The following is a 385-nucleotide window of genomic DNA, read 5'->3' on the forward strand; positions in this document are numbered from 1 at the left end:
GTGCGAGGGTGTTGACGAACATGCCGACCAGGTCGTCGAGGGCGGGGTCGCCGCGGCCGGCGACAGGGGTGCCGATCGCGATATCGTCGGTGCCCGACATCCGGGCCAGGAACACCGCGAACGCGGTGTGCAACACCATGAACAACGTCGCGGTGTGCTGTCGCGCCAGTGCGGCTGCCGCGCCGTGGGTGCGTGCGTCGATGGTGAACGCGTGTGTTCGTCCACGTTGCGACGCATTGGGCCGGGTGCGCTTCCCGGGCAGTTCGAGCTGTTCCGGTAGACCAGCCAACGTCGTACGCCAGTATGTCAGCTGTTGTGCGAGTATCGAGGTCGGGTCGTCGTCGGAGCCGAGGAGTTCGCGTTGCCACAGGGTGTAGTCGGCGTA

Annotated in this window: 1 protein-coding gene; it reads right to left on the bottom strand. The window is 66.5% G+C overall.

The window, feature by feature from the left end; genetic code table 11:
- A partial coding sequence (locus P3H15_RS54690; RefSeq protein ID WP_276144916.1) for a condensation domain-containing protein occupies nucleotides 1-385 on the bottom strand: 385 nt, incomplete at both ends.

Origin of the sequence: Rhodococcus sp. T2V (genome assembly GCF_029269925.1) — a bacterium.
Taxonomy (GTDB): domain Bacteria; phylum Actinomycetota; class Actinomycetes; order Mycobacteriales; family Mycobacteriaceae; genus Rhodococcus_F; species Rhodococcus_F koreensis.